This is a genomic window from Lysobacter defluvii IMMIB APB-9 = DSM 18482 (assembly GCF_000423325.1).
Lineage (GTDB): Bacteria > Pseudomonadota > Gammaproteobacteria > Xanthomonadales > Xanthomonadaceae > Novilysobacter > Novilysobacter defluvii.
Genome location: NZ_AUHT01000004.1, coordinates 147610 through 164789, shown reverse-complemented (window position 1 = coordinate 164789; position 17180 = coordinate 147610). Strand labels below are relative to the sequence as shown.

Below are 17180 nucleotides of genomic sequence, written 5' to 3'. Positions count from 1 at the left end.
CGGCGGTGCGCCATGGATCAGCGCAACTCGAAACGGTCCGCGTCCAGCATCGCCGGGAACCGCTGCCGGTGCCCGGCCAGCCCGGACGCCAGCAGCGTGCTGGTGGCGACCACCTCCATGTCGCGGTACTCGCTCACCGGATCGCCGACGTAGTCGATGATCGCGCTGTCGCCGCTGTAGTCGATGCCATTGCCGTCGGTACCGACGCGGTTGAGCCCGGCGACGAAGCACAGGTTCTCGATCGCCCGCGCCCGCAATAGGGTCTTCCAGGCATGCGCGCGCGCCGCCGGCCAGTTGGCGACGAACAGCGCCAGGTCGTAGTCGAGCCCGCCCGGACGCTCCACGTCGAAACGGTTGCGGGCGAACACGGGGAAGCGCAGGTCGTAGCAGACCATCGGGCAGATCCGCCAGCCGCGCCACTCGACGGTGAGCCGGTCGCAGCCCGGCGAATAGCGCTCGTGCTCGCGGGCGTAGCGGAACAGGTGCCGCTTGTCGTAGTGCGCCACCGCGCCGTCCGGGGTCACGAACAGCATGCGGTTGAAGACGTCGTCGCCCACCCGGACCTGCACGCTCCCGGTGATCGCAGCGTCGGCCTCGCTGGCCTGCTCCCGCATCCACTCCAGGGTGGGCCCGTCCATTTCCTCGGCATCGTCCCCGGCCTCGTTGGAAAAGCCGCTGGTGAAGGTTTCCGGCAGCACGACCAGGTCGGTCATGCCGCGGACCGAGGCCACCAGTTCGCCGTAGTAGCGGCGGTTGCCGTCGGGGTCGTGCCACAGCGTCGCGCCCTGGACCAGGGAGACCCTCAGGTTGGTGGTGGGACTGGCGGCGTGGTCGGCCACGGTGTCGGTCATAGTTTCTCGAGCCTCTCGATGGCGGCATCCATGGTGGACTGGTTCTTGGCGAAGCAGAGCCGGACCAGGCGCTGCCCCGCGGGCGGATTGCGGTAGAACGGCGACAGCGGGATCGCGGCCACACCATGCTCGACGGCCAGCTCGCGGCAGAACGCCGCGTCGTCCAGGTCGCTGACCGCGGAGTAATCCGCAAGCTGGAAGTACCCGCCGTGCACCGGCAGCGGCCGGAAGCGGGTGCCCTCCAGCTGCGCGCGGAAGCGGTCGCGCATCGGCTGGTAGAACGCGCCAAGGCCGCGGTAATGGCCGGGCTCGTCGCGGATCATCGCGGCGAACGCGAGCTGGGCCGGGGTGAAGGTGCAGAAGGTGTTGTACTGGTGGACCTTGCGCAGCTCGGCGGTCAGCGCGGGGGGTGCCACGCAGTAGCCGACCTTCCAGCCGGTGCAGTGATAGGTCTTGCCGAAGCTGGAGACCACGAACGCGCGCTCGCGCAGCGCCGGGTGGCGCAGCACCGACTCGTGGCGCCGGCCGTCGTAGGTGATGTGCTCGTAGACCTCGTCCGACAGCAGCAGGATCCCGGTGTCCGCCAGCAGCGACTCCAGCTGCCTGATGTCGTCGGCATCGAGCACCGCCCCGGAGGGGTTGTGCGGGCTGTTGATGACGAGCATTCGGGTCCTGGGAGTGACCGCGGCGCGGACCTTTTCCCAGTCCGGGGCGAAGGTTTCCGGATCCAGCGGCACATGGACCGCGGTGCCGCCGGCCATCTCCACGGCGGGCTCGTAGCAGTCATAGCAGGGGTCAAGGAGGATGACCTCCTCGCCCGGGTGCACCACCGCCATCACCGCGTCGAGGATCGCCTCGCTGCCGCCGGAGGTGACGGTGACCTCGGTGTCCGGGTCCGGGCGATGGCCGTAGCAGTCCAGCGTCTTGTCGGCGATCGCCTCGCGCAGCACTGGCAGCCCGTGCGCCGGCGCGTACTGGTTGTGGCCGTCGCGCATGGCCCGGGCAAGCGCGTCCACCAGCGGCCGCGGGGTGTCGAAGTCGGGGAAGCCCTGGCCCATGTTGACCGCGCCGTGCTCGGTGGCCAGCTGGGACATCACGGTGAAGATGTTGGTGCCCACCCGGGGCAACCGGGACTGGAGACCGGGTGGAGGGGTCCGGGGGTCGGATTGTGGTGGCATCTGGCAGCGGTCCGCGGGATGGGGGTGGTCCCCGAGTCTACGAAATCCCCGCGGTTGCGGGCCGCGCGCCTTGCGCGCCGCGCGGCGGCGAAGGAAACTGCCGGCATGCGCGAACTACAGGTCGTCGACGCCATGGAACTGGCCCAGGCCTACGCCGCGGCCGAGTACCGCGTCGTGCACGGGGGGGAGGAGCTGCGCCTGCAGGTCGGCCAACCCGCCGCGCGACTGGAGGCGCTGTCCGCCGCCTCGCACCATGCGTTCGTCACCGCGTGGAACCCGGCCTCGGACCCGCGCCCGGAGGATGCCAACGTCGCCGCGGATGACCGGCTGGTCGCGCGCATCGACTCGATGGGCCTGGAGCGCCACGCTGCCTGGGCGCAAGCCCCGGATGGCCGCTGGCGCGAGCCGGGCTGGGTCCTGTGCGATGCCGGGACCGAGGCGGCGATCGCCCTCGGCCGGGAGCACGGCCAGGCGGGCGTGCTGGCCTGGAAGCGCGGCGAGCCCGTCCAGCTGCACATGCTCACGCCCCGGCCGCAGCGGGCGGCGCCCGCCACCGCGTCCTCCACCTGCTGGGTCGGAGAAGCCGCGAACGCGTAAACTGGCGGTTTGCCAGCCGGTACCCGTCCCGAGCATGGACCCTGTCGATTCCCGGCCCACCCCGCTGCTGGAGGTGCGCGCCCTGGCGTTCTCGCGCAATGAGGAGCCGGTCTTCGGACCGCTGGAGTTCGCCGTGGATGCCGGCGAGGCGCTGCTGGTCCAGGGCGGCAACGGCTCGGGCAAGACCACCCTGCTGCGCGTGCTGGCCGGGCTGCTGCGGGCCGACTCCGGGGAGGTCGCGATCGACGGCAACCCCGCCGACCACCACCTGCGGTCGCGGGCGATCGCCTACCTGGGGCACCTCCCGGGACTGAAGGGCGACCTGACGGCGCTGGAGAACCTGGAGTTCCTGTGCGGCCTGCAGGGCCGCCGCCGGGCCCAGCTCCCGGGCCCCGCCATGGCCATGGTCGGGCTGGGCGGGTACGAGGACGCGCTGGCGCGCCAGCTGTCCGCCGGGCAGAAGAAGCGGCTGTCACTGGCCCGGCTGTGGCTCTCGCCCGCGCCCCTGTGGCTGCTCGACGAGCCCTACGCCAACCTCGACCTGCAGGGCATCGAACTGGTCAACCGCATGGTGCAGGCGCACCTGCGCGGCGGCGGCGCGGCACTGGTGACCACCCACGGTGCCTACGCCGCCCCGCCGGTACGCACGAAACTGCTCGAGATGGAGGCGCGCCGATGACCCCGGGGCTTGCCAGCGCCGCGCGGGCGCTCCTGGTACGCGACTTCCGGCTGTTGTGGCGCCGGCGTGGCGACGCGCTGCAGCCGGCCCTGTTCGCGGTGCTGGTGGTGGTCCTGTTCGCGCTGGCGCTGGGCGGCGATGCGGAGCAGCTGGGTGGCTCGGCAGCCGCGGTGCTGTGGGTCGCAGTGCTGCTGGCCGGCCTGCTGGGCCTGGACACGCTGTTCCGCGGCGACGCCGAGGACGGCTCGCTCGAGCAATGGATGCTCGCTCCCGTGCCGCTGGCATGGCTGGTCGCGGTCCGCACGTTCAGCCACTGGTTGGCGACCGTGGCCCCGCTGGTGCTCGCAACGCCCCTGCTGGGCGAGCTGCTCCACCTGCCAAGGGCCCAGCTGCCGGTGCTCCTGGCCTCGCTGGCGCTGGGCACTCCGCTGCTGAGCCTGCTCGGGGCGGTGGTCGCGGCGCTGACCGTCGGGATGAGGCGCTCGGGTATACTTCTGGGCCTGCTTGCCCTTCCCCTCTACGTCCCGGTGCTGGTGTTCGGGGCGGGCAGCGTCGCGGCCCAGGCCCAGGGACTGGATCCGGCCGGCGCGCTGCTCCTGCTGGCCGCCGGCCTGGTGGTGGCGCTGGTGCTGGCGCCCCTGGCGGCCGCGGCCGCGATCCGCATTGCACTGAGCTGATCCTTGATGAATCCCCTGGTCCTCTGGTTCCACAAGCTCGGCTCCCCGCCCTGGTTCGACCGCTTCGCCGCCCGCTGGGCGCCGTGGGCGCTGCTCGCCGGTGCGCTGGTGATGGCCCCGGGGGTGTGGGGTGCGCTGTTCGACGTGCCACCCGACTACCAGCAGGGCGACAGCTTCCGGATCCTCTACATCCACGTGCCCGCCGCCTGGATGAGCATGCTGGTGTTCGGGATCATGGCCATCCAGGCCACCATCGCCCTGGTCTGGCGGATCAAGCTGTGCGAGGTGCTGGCGATGGCCTGCGCGCCGATCGGCGCCGCCTTCACCCTGATCACCCTGCTGACCGGGTCGATCTGGGGCAAGCCGATGTGGGGCACCTGGTGGGACTGGGACCCACGGATGACCACCGAGCTGATCCTGCTTTTCCTGTACCTGGGCGTGATCGGGCTCTACAACGCGATCGACGACCGCCGCGCCGCCGCGCGCGCCGCCGGACTGCTGGCCATCGTCGGCGTGGTGCTGCTGCCGATCATCCGCTACTCGGTCGAATGGTGGGATTCGCTGCACCAGGGCCAGACGATCAAGGTGTTCGGTGAATCCTCGCTGGACCCGAGCATGGCCTGGCCGTTGTGGTGGATGGTGATCGGCACCAAATTCTGGTTCGCCGGCTCGCTGCTGCTGCGGGCCCGCGCCGACAACCTGCGCCGCGAATCCGGGAAGGCCTGGGTCACGCGCACCGCCACCGGCACCGATGATGCCGGCGGCCGCATGCCTGGCGAGGCAGCCCGATGAGCTACCTGGGCTACGTCGTCGCCGCCTACGCCGTCTTCGTGGTCGTGCTTGCATGGGACGTGCTCGCCGGCTACTTCCAGGTGCGCCGCGAACTCCGCGCCGCGCGCCGCCGGGCGGCCCGCCAGGCCGCCAGCCCGCCTCCGGGAGAACTTCACCGATGAATCCGACCCGCCGCCGCCGCCTGCTCTGGGTGCTGGCGCTCGTCGCCGCCGCCGGCCTCGCCGCCACGCTCGTCGCGATGGCGCTGTCGCGCAACGTCGCCTACCTGTACACGCCCGCCGAGGTCCTGTCCGGCGAGGCGGGCCCGCGGGTCGCCTCGGGCGAGGCCCGCTTCCGGCTCGGCGGCATGGTCGCCGAGGGCACCGTGCACCGGCAGGAAGGTTCGCTGGAGTCGACCTTCGGCGTGAGCGATGGTGATGCACTCATGCAGGTCAGCTACACCGGGATCCTCCCCGACCTGTTCCGGGAGAACCAGGCGGTGGTCGCCACCGGGCGCATGGACGGGGACCGCTTCGTCGCCGAGGAAGTGCTGGCCAAGCACGACGAGACCTACATGCCGAAGGAAGTCGCCGACAAGATGGCGCAGGCACACGCGAAGCACGACGCCGACGCCCCCGGCGCGGGGCAGTAGCCGATGCTGCCCGAACTCGGCCAGGTCGCCCTGGTCCTCGCCCTGCTGGTCGCGGCCCTGCAGGCGGCACTGCCGCTGGTGGGGGCGCACCGTTCGATCGGCTCCTGGATGGCGGTGGCGCGTCCGGCCGCGCACGCCCAGTTCGTCCTGGTCGGCGTGGCCTTCGTGGTCCTGACCGCCGCGTTCGTGACCCAGGACTTCTCGGTCAGCTACGTCGCCCTGAATTCCAACTCCCTGCTGCCGCTGGGCTACCGCTTCACCGCGGTGTGGGGCTCGCACGAGGGCTCCCTGCTGTTGTGGGCCCTGGTACTGGCGCTGTGGACCTCGGCCGTCGCCGCGTTCTCGCGCGGGCTGCCCGCGCCGGTGATGGCGCGGGTGCTCGGCGTCATGGGCCTGGTCTCGGTGGGCTTCCTGGCCTTCCTGATCTTCACCAGCAACCCGTTCGAGCGCCTGCTGCCGGCCGCCGTGGAAGGCAACGACCTCAACCCGTTGCTGCAGGACCCGGGGATGATCATCCACCCGCCGATGCTGTACTTCGGCTACGTGGGCTTCGTGGTGCCGTTCGCCTTCGCGATCGCCGCCATGCTCGACCGGTCCACCGAGGGCGAAGGTCCCTGGCGCCAGTGGCTGCGCTGGACCCGGCCGTGGACCAACATCGCCTGGGCATTCCTGACCCTGGGCATCGCGCTGGGCAGCTGGTGGGCGTACTACGAGCTGGGCTGGGGCGGCTGGTGGTTCTGGGACCCGGTCGAGAACGCGAGCTTCATGCCCTGGCTGTCCGGCGCGGCGCTGATCCACTCCCAGGCGGTGACCGAGAAGCGCGGCGCGTTCCGCGGCTGGACGCTGCTGCTGGCGATCGCGACCTTCTCGTTGTCGCTGCTGGGCACCTTCCTGGTGCGCTCGGGCGTGCTGACCAGCGTGCATGCCTTCGCCGCGGACCCGAGCCGCGGCATGTTCATCCTGGTCTTCCTGGGCATCGTGGTGGGCGGCTCGCTGCTGCTCTACGCGATGCGCGCACCCGGCGGCGAGGACGGCAAGCCGTTCACCGCGGCGTCCCGGGAGACCCTGCTGCTGGTCAACAACCTGTTGCTGTCGACCGCCTGCGCGATGGTCCTGCTCGGCACGCTCTACCCGCTGCTGGCCGACGCGCTGGAGCTGGGCAAGATCTCGGTCGGCCCGCCCTACTTCTCGCTCCTGTTCATCCTGCTGATGGCGCCGTTGGTGGCACTGGTGCCCTTCGGTCCGCTGACGCGCTGGCAGCGCGACCAGCCCTCGCGGGTGGCCGCGATGCTGCTGCCGTGGCTGGTGGCGGGACTGGTCGGCGGGGTCATCGCCTTCTTCCTCGCACCGCAGGGTCCGTGGAAGGTCGCGGCCGGGATCGCCGGCGCGCTGTGGGTGGGCCTGGGGACGCTGCGCTTCGCCTGGTCGCGGCTGCGCCCGGCCAATGGCGGCCGCGGGCGGCTGACCCCCGAGATGTGGGGCATGGTGCTGGCGCACCTGGGAATCGCGGTGTTCCTGGTGGGCGCACTGCTGGTCGAAGGCATGCAGGTCCAGCGGGAGGTCGCGGTCCGCCCCGGGGAACTGGTGGACCTGGGGGCCTACGAGTTCCGGCTGGTCCAGGTGGAGCAACATCCTGGCCCCAACTACGTGGCCGACCGTGGCACGGTGGAGGTGTTCCGCGACGGCACGCCGTACACCACCCTGTACCCGGAGAAGCGGGCCTACGTCGCCGGCGGCCAGGTGATGACCGAAGCGGCGCTGGACCGTGGCGTGACCCGCGACCTGTTCGTCGCCCTGGGCGAACCGCTGGGTGACAACGCCTGGGCGCTGCGGATGCAGATCAAGCCGTTCGTCCGCTGGATCTGGGCCGGGGCGTTGCTGATGGTGCTGGGCGGCTTCGTCACCGCCGCCGACCGGCGCTTCCGCGTCCCGCGCGGCGGCTCCGGTGGCGCGGCCCGCCGGCAGGCATCGCCCCCGTCCGATCCGGAGAGCACGACATGAGCCCGCCTCCCGTCCCTGTACGCCCGTCGCTCGCCCGCTGGCTGCCGCTGGTCGCCTTCGCGCTGCTGGGGGCGCTGCTGTTCGCAGGCGTGTTGCTCAGTGGCAAGGACAACCGCGAGGCCCTGCCCTCGCCGCTGATCGGAAGGCCGGCCCCGGACTTCGAGTTGCCGGTCCTGCACGAGCCCGGCCGCCTCGTGTCCTCGGAGGAGCTGCGCGGGCAACCGTACCTGCTCAACGTCTGGGGCAGCTGGTGCCCGGAGTGCCGGATCGAGCACCCGGTGCTGACGCGCTTCGCCGAGACCCGCCGGATGCGGGTGATCGGCTACAACCTGAAGGATGAGCACGACGACGCGCTGCGCTGGCTGGAGCAGTTCGGCAACCCCTACTGGCTGGTGCTGGTGGACTACAGCGGCGACCGGGCGATCGACTGGGGCATCTACGGGGCCCCGGAAACCTTCCTGGTCGATGGCGAAGGCACCATCCGCTGGAAGCACGTCGGCCCGGTTACCGAGCAGGTGATGGAGCAGGACCTGCTGCCGGCCGTGGCACTCCTGGAGGCGGAACGATGAGGCGCCCGGTCGTGCTGTTACTCGGCATCCTGCTGGCCGCGCTTGCGTTGGTCCCCGCGCCCGCGGCCGCGCAGGTGGTGAACGTCGCGCCGCTCGAGTTCCGCGACGCCGACGAGGCCGAGCGCTTCCAGTCACTGGCGCTGGAGCTGCGCTGCGTGAAGTGCCAGAACCAGTCACTGGCGGACTCGGACGCGGCGATCGCGCACGACCTGCGCAACGAAGTGCTGGGCCTCATGCGCCGTGGCATGAGCGACCAGGAGATCAAGGATCACCTGGTCGCACGGTATGGCGAGTTCGTGCTGTACCGGCCCGCCGTGCGCGCCGACACCTGGCTGCTGTGGTTCGGCCCGGCGGTGCTGCTGCTGGCCGGGGGAGCGTCGGTTGCGTGGATCGTCCGCCGGCGGGCGCGTGCCCTGCCCGACCGCCCGGTGACGGCGGACGAGGACGAGCAGGAGTGGTGATGGCGATCTTCGTGCTGGCCGGCGTGTTGCTGGCGGTCCTGGTGCTGGCCTGGGTGCTCCGCCCGCTGTGGCGGCAGCGCCCGGTCGCGGGTTCGGCCGCGATCTCCCTGCTGGTGGTGGCCAGCGGCCTGCTCTACCTGGCCGTCGGCACGCCCGCGGCGCTGGACCCCGCCTCGCACCAGGTGCCGGAGACCCTTGGCGAGGCGATCGCCCAGCTGGAGTCCGAGCTGGAGCGCGACCCGTCGCAGGTCGAGGGCTGGCGGCTGCTGGGGCGTGCCTACCTGGCCGAAGACCGTGCCGGGGACGCAATGGACGCCTATGCCAAGGCGCTGCAGCTGGCTCCCAACGAGCCGGTGCTGTTGACCGAGGCCGCCGAACTGCGCGCCCGCAGCGCAGGCGACCGGCGATTCGACGCCGAGGCCGTCGTGATGCTGGAGCGGGCCCTGCAGCTGGACCCGTCGCAGCAGCGCGCCCGCTGGTTCCTGGGCATCGCACGCCGCCAGGCAGGCGACGCCGCCGGTGCCGCCGAGACCTGGGAGCCGCTGCTCGCGCAGGTCGATGCGCAGACCGTCCCCAACCTGCGGATCCAGATCGACCAGGCCCGCGCCGAGGCCGGCCTGGACCCGCTGCCGCCGCCGGAGCAGGCGCGCGATGCGCAGGCCGCGGTCCGCGTCAGCATCTCCGTCGATCCGGGGCTGGCCCTGCAGATGCCCCCGGACGCAAGCCTCTTCATCATCGCGCGCCAGCCCGGCGGCCCGCCGATGCCCGTGGCAGTGCAGAAGCGGCCGCTCGAGGTCTTCCCGATCCAGGCGACCCTGACCGACGCCGACAGCCTGATGCCCACCGCCACGCTCTCCTCGCTCGAGCAGGTGGAGCTGGTGGCGCGGATCTCGGCCAGCGGCGATGCGATCCCGCAGCCGGGTGACCTGGAGTCCGAGCCGGTCGTGGTCGCGACTGGCCCCGACGCCGTCGCCGCCCTGCTGGTCGACAAGGTGGTGCGCTGATACGCAAGGAGGCATGCATGGCAGAGTTCATCCCGCCGGGGACCCGCTGGATCGACCTACCGGAGCGCTTCCCCATGCACCGGGGCGGCGTGCTGGAGCACGGCCGGATGGCCTACGAGACCTGGGGGACGCTGGCACCGGACGGGAGCAACGCGGTGCTCGTGCTCACCGGCATGTCGCCGAACGCCCATGCGGCCGCGAACGAGGGCAATCCGGACCGTGGCTGGTGGGAACCGATGCTGGGCCCGGGCGGGCCGATCGACACCGACCGCTGGTTCGTCGTGTCGGTCAACACCCTGGGCAGCTGCAAGGGCTCGACCGGGCCCGCCTCGCCCCACCCCGTGACGGGTGAACCGTACCGGCTGGACTTCCCCGAGCTCTCCATCGAGGACTGCGCCGACGCCGCCGCGCACGTGGTCCGGGCGCTCGGCATCGAGCGGCTCGCCTGCGTGGTCGGGAACTCGATGGGCGGCATGGTGGCCCTGTCGCTGCTGGCGCGGCACCCGGGCATCGCCCGCACCCACCTCAACATCTCCGGCGCGGCGCGTGCCCTGTCGTGGACCATCGCGATCCGCTCGCTGCAGCGCGAGGCGATCCGGCTCGACCCCCACTTCAACAACGGCCACTACGACGACGCCGACTACCCGGAATCCGGGATGCGCATGGCCCGCAAGCTGGGCGTCATCACCTACCGCTCGGCGCTGGAGTGGCACGGGCGCTTCGGGCGCGTGCGCCTGGACGCGGAGCACATGGAAGGCGAGCCGTTCGGGCTGGAGTTCCAGGTCGAGAGCTACCTGGAGGCGCATGCCCGCCGCTTCGTGCGCAGCTTCGATCCCAACTGCTACCTGTACCTGAGCCGGGCCATGGACTGGTTCGACCTGGGCGACCACTGCGCCGAACGGCCCGGTGCCGCCAGCGACGCCCACACGCGCGCCGGGCTGGAATCGATCCGGGTGGAGAAGGCGCTGGCGATCGGCGCGGAGACCGACATCCTGTTCCCGGTCGAGCAGCAGCGGGCGATCGCCGAAGGCCTTGCGGCCGGAGGCGCGCAGTCGGACTTCGTGTCGATGCCCTCGCCGCAGGGGCACGACGCGTTCCTGGTCGACTACGACCGGTTCGGCCCGGCGGTTCGTGGGTTCCTCGACGGGATCTGAGCCGCTCCGTTGCGGCCCCGGCAGGGGGCCCAACGAAAAAGGCCCTCCACCTGGGCGGGCCTTCTCGATGCTGGTGCCGGAGAAGGGACTCGAACCCTTAAGGTGTTGCCACCGGCGGATTTTGAGTCCGCTGCGTCTACCAGTTCCGCCACTCCGGCGCGGGCCGGGATTATAGCTCCGGATCGAACGCGCGCGAGTACGAGATCGACGTGGGCGCCGGCTGCGCGGCCCCATCGGGCGCTGCCACGCTGGCATGCAGGGTGAGCCGGTCGGAGCGGTCGTAGATGCGGATCCCGACGCTTGTGCGATGGATGCGCGCGAGCCGCAGCGCGGCGATGCGCGCCGCCGAGGACGCCCGCATGAAGGTCGGGTACCGCCGTTCACTGGCCGCGTCCGCCAGGTTGCGGCCGGCGACGCACGCCGCATCGTGGAGCTCGATCCGGTATTTCATCTCGACTCTCGCTGCAAGTTGGGCGCGCGAAGCTGCGCCGGAAAAAGGCGCCCCGGTGCCGGCGCCTGGCTCCATGCGTTCGTGGCAGCCGCAAATCCAGTGCGGCGCGAATCGGCCTGGGCAACCGGGGCATCCGCATTCTCGTCGGGCGGGTGCAGCCAGCACAGTCGGCCACCGCCCCGGCTTCGGGTAGGAAATTTCCTACGGCAACCGCGGTGCCGGCCATGGCCACCACCCGCGCCCGGTCGCCGCGTAGCGGTCGGCGGCACGCTCGAAGCGATTGCGTACCCCGATCCCCCCGCACAGCAGGTAGAGCGGCAGGAACAGCGGGCCGAGCACCAGGTACTGCAACACGTGCGCGTACTCGTGGTCGGCCAGCAGCACCGGCGGCTCCGTGCCGAGGCCCGCCCGGCAGGCGTAGGTGCGGCAGGGCACCTCGAGCGAAGCGCCGGTGTTGAGGATCACGTTTCCCAGCGTCATGGCACCACCGGGTCCCCATGGATAGCGGTGGAACACCAGCGCCAGTTCCCCCGGCTGCCAGCGTGTCCGCGCGCCGCGGGCCAGCCCCGCCACTCCCAGCAGCAGGCCCAGCAGGGTATTGGGGAGCGTCCAGGCCATGCCCAGCAGGAGCAGCGCGGCGCGCCCGCCCCTGCCGCGGCTCAGGCGCGGCCCTCGTCCGGCATCAGCAGCCACAGGATCAGGTAGACGATGATCCCCGGGAACGCAGCGGACAGGATCGACACCAGGACGAACACCACCCGCAGCACGTTCGAGCTCCAGCCGAAGCGGCGCGCGATGCCGCCCATGACGCCGGCGATCATCCGGTCGCTGCGGGATCGGGAGAAGGGTCGTGCACTGCTCATTCAACGGCTTCCGGGACGTGGACCGCCGCCAGTCTCGCCGCCGCGCCGTGACGGCCGCGTGGCCCGTTCAGGGCTTGGGGATGCGCAGGGTCTTGCTGATCATCAGGGTCCCCGACAGCGCGTACATCAGCACCAGCGGGTGGAACTGCCAGGGGCCGAGCTTCCACATGCCCAGCCACAGGTCCTGGCCGATCGCGCCCTGCGCCGCGGCGATCCACAGCACCACCACCAGCACCAGGCTGGTGGGAATCGGGGTGCCCTCGAAGTACTTCACCTTGTCCCCGTCGCCGGAAAGCTGTTCAGCGGTGACGTTGTAACGCGCCAGCCTGCTCACGCCGCAACCGACGAAGTAGCTCAGCACCACCCAGTCCCAGCCGCCCTGCAGCCCGCAGGCGTAGCCGAGCGCGGCCGGAGCGACCCCGAAGGAGATCACGTCCGCCAGTGAATCCAACTCGCGCCCGAGCGTGGAGGCGGACTTGCGCCAGCGCGCCACCCGCCCGTCCACGGCATCGAATATGAAGGCCAGCGGGATCAGCGCCATCCCCACCATCAGGTCGGCCACCCCGCCCTCCTGCAGGAAGCGCATCGCGGCGAAGATCGCGCCGGTGCCGCAGAACGCGTTGGCGAGCGTGAACCAGTCGGCGAGATGGAACTCGCGGAACATCGAAAAGTGGCGGCGCGGCATCGCATGGCCCCTGGGTCCGGACCGCCAGACTGCCAGAGCACGCGGGGAAGCAAAAGCGCCGCGCCCGGGCGAAAATGGCGGCATGGCCACGCCGCGCAAGATCATCCACGTCGACATGGACGCGTTCTACGCCTCCGTCGAGCAGCGCGACGACCCCGCCCTGCGGGGGCGCCCGGTGGTGGTCGCCTGGCGCGGGGCGCGCTCGGTGGTGGTCGCGGCCAGCTACGAGGCGCGGCCGTTCGGCGTGCGCTCGGCGATGCCGGCGGCGCGGGCCGAGCGGCTGTGCCCGCAGGCGGTATTCGTGCCGCCGGACTTTCCCCGCTACAAGGCCGTCTCCAGGCAGGTGCGCGCCATCTTCCACCGCCACACCCGCCTGGTGGAGCCGCTGTCGCTGGACGAGGCCTACCTGGACGTGAGCGAGCCGCTGAGCGGGCTGGGCTCCGCCACCGGAATCGCCGAATCGATCCGCGCCGACATCCGTGCCGAGACCGGGCTGACCGCCTCGGCGGGCGTTGCGCCCAACAAATTCGTGGCCAAGATCGCGTCCGACCAGAACAAGCCCGACGGCCTGTGCGTGGTCCCGCCGCGGAAGGTCGTGGCGTTCCTGGCGCCCCTGCCGGTGGGCCGCCTGCCGGGAGTGGGCAAGGTCATGCAGGCCAGGCTGGAGGCGCTCGGCGTCCGGACCGTCGCGGACCTGCGCGCGCTCCCCGTTGCCGGGCTGGAGCAGCGCTTCGGGCGCTGGGGGCGCCGGCTGCACGAGCTCTCGATGGGCGTGGACGAGCGCCCGGTCTGCCCCTCGCGGCCGGCGCTGCAGATTTCCTCCGAGGACACCTTCGAGGAGGACCTGCTGCTCGACGACCTGGAGCCGCACGTCCGGCGCATGGCGGAGAGCACCTGGAAGGGCTACCAGCGGGAAGAGCGCCGGGTCGCCAGGACGGTCGTGCTCAAGCTCAAGACGCGCGAGTTCCGGATCCTGACCCGCAGCCTGACGCAGGCGCTGCCGCCGGCCAGCGCGGACGAGCTGGCCTCCATCGCCTGGGGGCTGCGCGCGCGCGTGGGGCTGCCGGACGACACCCGCTACCGGCTGGTCGGAGTGGGACTGTCGGGGTTCGTCGAGCGCGAGCTGGCCATGGCACAGCGGGGCCTGTTCGACGCCGCCACCGCGGATGCGGCTCCGTGACCGGGACCTCCGCGTCCTCCCCTCCCCCGCCGGGATCGGGCCTGCCCGGCCTGGTGGTCGTCGGCGGCGGGCCGGCCGGCCTGATGGCCGCCGAGCGTGCGCGCCAGGCCGGGGTGGAGGTCGACCTCTTCGAAGCGAAGGGATCGGTTGGCCGCAAGTTCCTGATCGCCGGGAAGGGCGGCCTCAACCTCACCCACTCGGAGCCTCGCCCGGCCTTCGACGCCCGTTACCGGGAGCGCCAGGCGGAGGTCGCCGCCTGGCTCGACGACTTCGGTCCCGACGCGCTCCGCGAGTGGGCGGCGGGACTGGGGGTGGACACCTACGTGGGGAGCTCCGGGCGGGTGTTCCCGCTCGACCGCAAGGCGGCGCCGCTGCTGCGCGGCTGGGTGCGTCGCCTGCGCGACCAGGGGGTCCGGTTCCACGTCCAGCACCGCTGGACCGGGTGGAGCGCGGACGGGAGCCTGCGCTTCGACACGCCAGCCGGCACGGTGGACGTGCGCGCCAGCGCCGTGGTGCTGGCCCTGGGGGGCGGAAGCTGGCCGCAACTTGGATCGGATGGTGCGTGGGTGCCGGTCCTCCGCGACACGGGAGTCGACGTCGCGGGGCTGCGTCCATCCAACTGCGGGTTCGATGTCGAATGGAGTCCGCACTTCCGGGAACGCCATGCCGGCGCACCCCTGAAGCCGGTCGTGGCGCACCTCCCGCCGCATACCGGTGCGGAAGGACTCCAGGGCGAGTGCGTCGTGAGCGACTACGGGATCGAGGGCAGCCTGGTCTATGCGCTTTCCGCATCCCTGCGCGACGCGATCGACCGGGAGGGTGGCGTCCGACTGGAGCTCGACCTGGTCCCGGGGCGGAGCCTGGAGCGCCTCGCGCGCGACCTCGCCCGCCCCCGCGGGAAGCGCAGCATCGGCGAGCACCTGCGCCGTCACGCCGGCTTGGACGCGGTCCGGGTCGGACTGCTGCACGAGCTTCCCGGTCCGCTGCGGCTCGACGACCCGCGGGCGGTCGCCCGGCTGCTCAAGCGCTACCCGCTCGACCTGCTGCGGCCCCGTCCGCTCCAGGAGGTGATCAGCAGCGCGGGCGGAGTGCGGCTGGAGGCGCTGCACGCCGACACCCTGATGTTGCGTTCACGCCCCGGGGTATTCGCCGCCGGCGAGATGCTCGACTGGGACGCGCCGACGGGGGGCTACCTGCTGACCGCCGCGTTCGCCAGCGGGGCCCGTGCCGGCCTGGGCGGGGTCCGCTGGCTCGCTGCCAGCGCGGGACGCCGGCAAGCGGGCTGAAGCCCGGCAGTCGCGCGCCCGGCTTCGCGCTCAGCCGCCGCCCAGCACGTCCAGGGGATCGGGCGCCTTCTCCTGCTGGTCGCGGCGGATGTCCGGCGGCGCGGTCGGCAGGTTGCGGCGGTAGCGCTCGACGGCCTCGCTGCCGTAGCGCGCACGGTCCGTTGCCGGGACCACCGTGTCGCCGAACAGCGAAATCGCCTCGGCGACCAGCCCCTGTGCGCGGGCGAGGTAACCCTCGCGCTGCTCCGGCGCCAGCGCCCGCATGCGGGCAACCGCATCGGCGGTCAGCTGCAGGACGACGTCCAGGTACAGCATGCTCGCATCGGCATCGGCGGGGTCCCTGCGCAGCACCTCCTGGGCCGCCGCGAGCGCCTCGACCGGCCTACGCTGCTCCAGCTCGATCCGGGCGATCTCCCGCCACGGTTCCTTTCGCGCCGGGTCGGCCTCGACCGCCGCCCGGTAGGCCTCCACCGCGCGGCGTGGCGAGCCTTCCGCCTCCGACGCCCGTGCGGTTGCCATGTGGTCGCCGTACTGCGCGGGATCGGGCGCTCCGATCGTGGCGCACCCGGCCACGGCCGTCCCCATCCCGGCTGCCAGAATCCAGCGTATCGCCCGTGCCTTGATCACGATTCCACCCCGGTCTCGGTTTCGCCGCGGCCTGGATTGCGCTCCCGCCAGGCCTGCAGGGCCTTGCGGTACCAGTCCAGCTCCTCGGCATAGGTGTCGTACACGCAGGGATCGCAGCCGCTCTCGCAGCACTCGGAGGGCAACGGCGCTTCGGGCTTCCGCGGTGGCGGGTCTTCGACCACCGGTGGCGGCTGGATTCGATCGTCCTGCATCGCCCGCAAGCATACCGCCACAGGGCCGCCCGCGGCCCGGGTATCATCGGGCGAATCCCCGAAGGACGGACGCGAGATGGTGCACGACTCCCCCGAACGCTATGGCGTGGTCACCCGGCTGCTGCACTGGTCGATGGCGGTGCTGGTCCTGCTGCAGTTCGCCAAGTTCCTGGAGCGCCTGGAGGGCGAAGGCGGCCCGGTGGTCGCCGCGATTGCCGGCTGGCACACCAGCATCGGGACCCTGTTGCTGGTGCTGGTGGTTGTGCGGATCGCGTGGGCGTTCATGCAGCGCCGCCGGCGTCCGGTGAACGTGCCGGAGCTGGCGATCTTCGTCGCGGCCGGGCACGTGGCGCTGTACGTGGCGCTGCTGGCGCTCCCCATCCTGGGCCTGCTGATCATGTTCGGGGGCGGCTACGGGCACGAGGCGTTCGGGATCGGCCTGTTCCCGCCGGGCGAGGAGGTCCGCTGGGCGCAGGTCTGGGGCAGCCTGCACTCCCCGCTGGCCTGGCTGCTGCTGGTCGCCGTGGTGGTGCACGTCCTGATCGCCCTGTACCACCACCTGGTGCGCAAGGACGGGGTCCTGCGGCGGATGCTCTGAGGCGGGGCGGCTTCACGCCGCCTGACGGGGCCGGTGCTAGCGTCCGGAGGCGTTCCCGCCTGCGGAGCCACCGACATGAAAACCCTTCCGCGACTCCTCCTGCGGCTGCTGCCGGTGCTGGCACTGGCCGTCCTCGCCGCGTGTGCCACCGGACCGCGCATCACCAGTGACGCGGACCCGGCCGCGGACTTCTCCCGGTACGGCTCCTACGCCTTCTACGAACCGATCGCGATGGAGCAGTCCGGGTACTCGACCTATCTCACCAACACGGTGAAGACGGCCATCCGGGCCGAGATGGACGCGCGCGGCTACCGCTACGACGAGTCCTCCCCGGACCTGCGGGTGAACTTCCAGGGGTTCATCCGCGAGCGCACCGACGTCTACACCACGCCGCGCAGCGACGTGCACTACTACTACGACTACTGGGCGCGTTCCTACGTGGCGATCCCGGTCTGGTACGACCAGACGCGGGTCCGCGACTACAGCGAGGGCACCCTGAGCGTCGACATCGTCGACGCCGAACGCAACCACCTGCTGTGGACGGGCGCCGCGGTCGGCCGCGTCACGCAGCAGACGGCGGCCGAACGCGCCGCGGCCGCGGACAGCGCGGTCCACCAGATCTTCACCCGCTTCCCCGGGGTCGCCGCGCGGCGCTGACCCAACAGGCCGGCGCCGCCGGCCGCG

The 17180-nt window shown here is 71.8% G+C and carries 23 protein-coding genes and 1 tRNA gene; 15 read left to right on the top strand and 9 right to left on the bottom strand.

What is annotated here, in order from left to right; all coding sequences use genetic code 11:
* Positions 1-17: 17 nt before the first annotated feature.
* Positions 18-851: an amidohydrolase gene (locus G545_RS0100940; protein ID WP_052106807.1), complete on the bottom strand. Its 834-nt coding sequence runs from the start codon at positions 849-851 to the stop codon at positions 18-20.
* The gene (locus tag G545_RS0100935; protein WP_052106806.1) at positions 848-2029 is read right to left on the bottom strand and encodes a pyridoxal phosphate-dependent aminotransferase; all 1182 of its coding nucleotides are present in this window, start codon (positions 2027-2029) and stop codon (positions 848-850) included. Before G545_RS0100935 ends, G545_RS0100940 begins: the two co-directional genes overlap by 4 nt.
* 105 nt (positions 2030-2134) lie before the next feature.
* Here G545_RS0100935 and G545_RS14860 point away from each other — a divergent pair, with 105 nt between their 5' ends.
* Genes G545_RS14860 through metX form a run of 11 tightly spaced genes read left to right on the top strand, consistent with a single transcriptional unit; the run spans position 2135 to position 10594 of the window.
* Positions 2135-2626, top strand: a complete 492-nt coding sequence (locus G545_RS14860; RefSeq protein WP_052106805.1) for a DUF3293 domain-containing protein — start codon at positions 2135-2137, stop codon at positions 2624-2626.
* 34 nt (positions 2627-2660) lie between these two features.
* On the top strand, positions 2661-3305 hold the full coding sequence (gene ccmA, locus G545_RS0100925; RefSeq protein ID WP_036137504.1) for a heme ABC exporter ATP-binding protein CcmA: 645 nt from the start codon (positions 2661-2663) through the stop codon (positions 3303-3305).
* Positions 3302-3982 carry a heme exporter protein CcmB gene (gene ccmB, locus G545_RS0100920; RefSeq protein WP_027068748.1) on the top strand — a complete coding sequence of 227 codons (681 nt, stop codon included), beginning with the start codon at positions 3302-3304 and terminating at the stop codon, positions 3980-3982. Before ccmA ends, ccmB begins: the two co-directional genes overlap by 4 nt.
* A 6-nt stretch (positions 3983-3988) precedes the next feature.
* Positions 3989-4774, top strand: a complete 786-nt coding sequence (gene ccmC / locus G545_RS0100915) for a heme ABC transporter permease CcmC (protein ID WP_027068747.1) — start codon at positions 3989-3991, stop codon at positions 4772-4774.
* Positions 4771-4935, top strand: coding sequence for a heme exporter protein CcmD (ccmD, locus tag G545_RS0100910; protein WP_027068746.1), 165 nt, complete (start codon positions 4771-4773; stop codon positions 4933-4935). The genes ccmC and ccmD overlap by 4 nt, the downstream gene beginning before the upstream one ends.
* Positions 4932-5405, top strand: coding sequence for a cytochrome c maturation protein CcmE (ccmE, locus tag G545_RS0100905; RefSeq protein WP_027068745.1), 474 nt, complete (start codon positions 4932-4934; stop codon positions 5403-5405). Before ccmD ends, ccmE begins: the two co-directional genes overlap by 4 nt.
* A gap of 3 nt (positions 5406-5408) precedes the next feature.
* Positions 5409-7406 carry a heme lyase CcmF/NrfE family subunit gene (locus tag G545_RS13080; RefSeq protein ID WP_081677650.1) on the top strand — a complete coding sequence of 666 codons (1998 nt, stop codon included), beginning with the start codon at positions 5409-5411 and terminating at the stop codon, positions 7404-7406.
* A complete protein-coding gene (locus G545_RS0100895; RefSeq protein ID WP_027068744.1) occupies positions 7403-7975 on the top strand; it encodes a DsbE family thiol:disulfide interchange protein in 573 nt (190 codons plus the stop codon). Before G545_RS13080 ends, G545_RS0100895 begins: the two co-directional genes overlap by 4 nt.
* A complete protein-coding gene (locus G545_RS0100890) occupies positions 7972-8436 on the top strand; it encodes a cytochrome c-type biogenesis protein (RefSeq protein ID WP_052106746.1) in 465 nt (154 codons plus the stop codon). The genes G545_RS0100895 and G545_RS0100890 overlap by 4 nt, the downstream gene beginning before the upstream one ends.
* The gene (locus tag G545_RS0100885; protein ID WP_027068742.1) at positions 8436-9440 is read left to right on the top strand and encodes a tetratricopeptide repeat protein; all 1005 of its coding nucleotides are present in this window, start codon (positions 8436-8438) and stop codon (positions 9438-9440) included. Before G545_RS0100890 ends, G545_RS0100885 begins: the two co-directional genes overlap by 1 nt.
* A 17-nt stretch (positions 9441-9457) precedes the next feature.
* The gene (metX, locus tag G545_RS0100880; protein WP_027068741.1) at positions 9458-10594 is read left to right on the top strand and encodes a homoserine O-acetyltransferase MetX; all 1137 of its coding nucleotides are present in this window, start codon (positions 9458-9460) and stop codon (positions 10592-10594) included.
* Positions 10595-10665: 71 nt separating this feature from the next.
* Here the strand turns inward: metX and G545_RS0100875 are convergent.
* From G545_RS0100875 to G545_RS0100855, 5 genes are all read right to left on the bottom strand, one after another.
* A tRNA-Leu gene (locus G545_RS0100875) sits at positions 10666-10752 on the bottom strand.
* A gap of 11 nt (positions 10753-10763) precedes the next feature.
* Entirely contained in the window at positions 10764-11045 is a 282-nt protein-coding gene (locus G545_RS0100870) for a hypothetical protein (RefSeq protein ID WP_027068740.1), read from the bottom strand.
* Between the two features lie 201 nt (positions 11046-11246).
* Complete coding sequence (locus tag G545_RS0100865) at positions 11247-11663, bottom strand: hypothetical protein (protein WP_036137019.1); 417 nt, start codon at positions 11661-11663, stop codon at positions 11247-11249.
* A 41-nt stretch (positions 11664-11704) separates the two neighbouring features.
* Positions 11705-11908 carry a PspC domain-containing protein gene (locus G545_RS0100860; protein ID WP_027068738.1) on the bottom strand — a complete coding sequence of 68 codons (204 nt, stop codon included), beginning with the start codon at positions 11906-11908 and terminating at the stop codon, positions 11705-11707.
* A gap of 67 nt (positions 11909-11975) precedes the next feature.
* On the bottom strand, positions 11976-12593 hold the full coding sequence (locus G545_RS0100855) for a CDP-alcohol phosphatidyltransferase family protein (RefSeq protein WP_036137013.1): 618 nt from the start codon (positions 12591-12593) through the stop codon (positions 11976-11978).
* 82 nt (positions 12594-12675) lie between these two features.
* On the opposite strand from G545_RS0100855, the gene dinB reads away from it, so the two are divergent.
* On the top strand, positions 12676-13773 hold the full coding sequence (gene dinB, locus G545_RS15800; protein ID WP_027068736.1) for a DNA polymerase IV: 1098 nt from the start codon (positions 12676-12678) through the stop codon (positions 13771-13773).
* On the top strand, positions 13770-15059 hold the full coding sequence (locus tag G545_RS15795) for a TIGR03862 family flavoprotein (RefSeq protein WP_269429831.1): 1290 nt from the start codon (positions 13770-13772) through the stop codon (positions 15057-15059). Before dinB ends, G545_RS15795 begins: the two co-directional genes overlap by 4 nt.
* A 30-nt stretch (positions 15060-15089) precedes the next feature.
* Here the strand turns inward: G545_RS15795 and G545_RS0100840 are convergent, their stop codons facing one another.
* Together G545_RS0100840 and G545_RS0100835 are read right to left on the bottom strand one after the other, a co-directional pair.
* Positions 15090-15578 carry a tetratricopeptide repeat protein gene (locus G545_RS0100840; RefSeq protein ID WP_154656472.1) on the bottom strand — a complete coding sequence of 163 codons (489 nt, stop codon included), beginning with the start codon at positions 15576-15578 and terminating at the stop codon, positions 15090-15092.
* Positions 15579-15682: 104 nt separating this feature from the next.
* Complete coding sequence (locus G545_RS0100835; RefSeq protein WP_036137010.1) at positions 15683-15898, bottom strand: oxidoreductase-like domain-containing protein; 216 nt, start codon at positions 15896-15898, stop codon at positions 15683-15685.
* 76 nt (positions 15899-15974) lie between these two features.
* Here G545_RS0100835 and G545_RS0100830 point away from each other — a divergent pair, with 76 nt between their 5' ends.
* The gene (locus G545_RS0100830) at positions 15975-16496 is read left to right on the top strand and encodes a cytochrome b (RefSeq protein ID WP_197050212.1); all 522 of its coding nucleotides are present in this window, start codon (positions 15975-15977) and stop codon (positions 16494-16496) included.
* A 75-nt stretch (positions 16497-16571) separates the two neighbouring features.
* Complete coding sequence (locus tag G545_RS0100825) at positions 16572-17153, top strand: DUF4136 domain-containing protein (RefSeq protein WP_036137007.1); 582 nt, start codon at positions 16572-16574, stop codon at positions 17151-17153.
* The last annotated feature ends 27 nt before the right edge of the window (positions 17154-17180 follow it).